The 2,276-nt window shown below is 73.9% G+C and carries 2 protein-coding genes; one reads left to right on the forward strand and one right to left on the reverse strand.

Annotated features, from left to right (window positions below; translation table 11 throughout):
* Positions 1-316 (reverse strand): MarR family winged helix-turn-helix transcriptional regulator (locus tag ACWENR_RS30515; protein WP_452280398.1); only part of this gene is annotated, 316 nt, incomplete at its 3' end.
* Between the two features lie 79 nt (positions 317-395).
* Between ACWENR_RS30515 and ACWENR_RS30520 the strand changes: the two genes are divergently transcribed.
* On the forward strand, positions 396-2,189 hold the full coding sequence (locus tag ACWENR_RS30520) for an ABC transporter ATP-binding protein (RefSeq protein ID WP_452280399.1): 1,794 nt from the start codon (positions 396-398) through the stop codon (positions 2,187-2,189).
* Positions 2,190-2,276 lie beyond the last annotated feature (87 nt).

Below are 2,276 nucleotides of genomic sequence, written 5' to 3' on the forward strand. Positions count from 1 at the left end.
CTGGACGGCCTTCGTCCCCGGGGTGCGCAGCGGGCTGCTCGGCGACAACCCGGGGCTGCTCGGCACCCGACGGCTCGACGCCGTCCGGATCGTCGTCCACGACCTCGGTGGCCGAGCGCGGGGCGATGCGCAGGTGCTCGGCGAGCGCGCTGGGGCGCAGCGCGCCGTGCCGGGTCAGCACGTCGAGGGCGCGGGCCTGCCCGGGCGTGACGTCCCAGGGGGCGAGCGCCTCCCGGATGCGGTGCCGCAGCCGCCGGGTCACCGCCCGGAACGCCTCGGCGAGCCCGTCCTCCACGGCGTCCGCGTCTCCGGTCACGGGGAATACGGTAGCAGCAGGAGATGTTGTTCCCTCATGTTGAGGCAACCTCAGCATCCCCTACGTGAGGACGTACCCCTTGGAACCCGAACCCTCCGGCCGCGACCGCGGCCCCCGCAAGGTCAGCGCCGCCGAGAAGGCCCAGGCCCGCCAGGTGTCGCTGCGGCGCGTCGGCGGGCTGTTCGCCCGGCACCGGGCCGCGCTCGGCACGGTCACCGCGATCATCGTGGTGTCCTCGGTGCTCGCCCTGGCCTCGCCCTTCCTGCTCCGCGCCGTGATCGACCGGGCGCTGCCCGAGCGCGACCTGGCGCTCCTGGCCTGGCTCGTGGCCGGCATGGTCGCGGTCGCCGCGGTGACCTCGGTGCTCGGCGTGGCGCAGACCTGGATCTCCACCCGCGTCGGGCAGCAGGTCATGCACCGGCTGCGCACCGACGTCTTCACCCACCTGCAACGGCAGTCGCTGGCGTTCTTCACCCGCACCCGCACCGGCGAGGTGCAGTCCCGGATCACCAACGACATCGGCGGCATGCAGAGCGTCGTCACGTCGACCGCCACCTCGGTCGCGTCCAACCTGACCACGGTGGTCGCCACGGCGACCGCGATGGTCGCGCTCTCCTGGCGGCTCTCCCTGGTCTCCCTCGTCGTGCTTCCGCCGGCCGTCTGGCTGACCCGCCGGGTCGCCCACCTGCGCCGCGAGATCACCGCGCGACGCCAGCGCGAACTCGCCGACCTCAACGTCACCGTCGAGGAGGGGCTGTCGGTCAGCGGCGTGCACCTGGCCAAGACCCTCGGCACCGGCCCCGCGTTGGCCGCGCGCTTCGCCGCCTCGTCGGCCCGCCTGGTCGACCTGGAGCTGCGCTCCGAGCTCGCCGGGCGCTGGCGGATGGCCACGATGACCGTCGTCTTCGCCGCCATCCCCGCGGTCATCTACCTCAGCGCCGGCCTGCCCGGCGCGGCCGGCACCCTCAGCATCGGCACCCTGGTCGCCTTCACCGCGCTGCAGGGCGGGCTCTTCCGCCCCCTGATGGGGCTGCTCAACGTGGGCGTCTCCGTGACCGCCTCGCTGGCCCTCTTCGCCCGCATCTTCGAATACCTGGACCTCCCGGTCGAGGTGGACGACCCCGCCGAGCCCGTCGACGTCGACCCCCGCCGGATCCGCGGCGACCTGCGCTTCACCGACGTCACCTTCAGCTACCCGGGCAGCGACACCGCCGCCGTCGCCGGGATCAGCCTCGACGTGCCCGCCGGCACGTCGCTGGCCCTGGTCGGCGAGACCGGCTCCGGCAAGAGCACCCTGGCGGCGCTGGTCAGCCGGCTGCACGACCCGACGAGCGGGCGCGTCACCGTCGACGGGGTCGACCTGCGCGACCTGCGCCTGGCCGACCTGTCGGCGATCGTCGGCGTGGTCAGCCAGGAGACGTACCTGCTGCACACCACCGTGCGGGAGAACCTCCGCTACGCCCGGCCCGACGCCACCGACGCCGAGATCGAGGCCGCCGCCCGCGCCGCCCGGATCCACGACCTGATCGCCGGGCTGCCCGACGGGTACGACACGGTCGTCGGCTCCCGCGGCCACCGCTTCTCCGGCGGCGAGAAGCAGCGCCTCGCCATCGCCCGCACGCTGCTGCGCGACCCGCGCATCCTCATCCTCGACGAGGCGACCAGCGCGTTGGACACCGAGACCGAGCGCGCCGTGCAGCGGGCGTTCGACGAGGCGGCCCGGGGCCGGACCACCATCACCATCGCCCACCGGCTCTCCACGGTGCGCGGCGCCGACCAGATCGCCGTGCTCGACCACGGCCGGATCGTCGAGTCCGGCGACCACGCCGGCCTGCTGGAGCGCGCCGGCCGCTACGCGACCCTCGCCGCCTGACAGTGAGGATGTAGGTGGGGTCACCCGGTCTGGTCTGACTCACCGCCTGACCGACGATGCTGTCCTGCTGTGCGATTCGTCGATCGG

Source organism: Micromonospora sp. NPDC004336 (genome assembly GCF_053602615.1).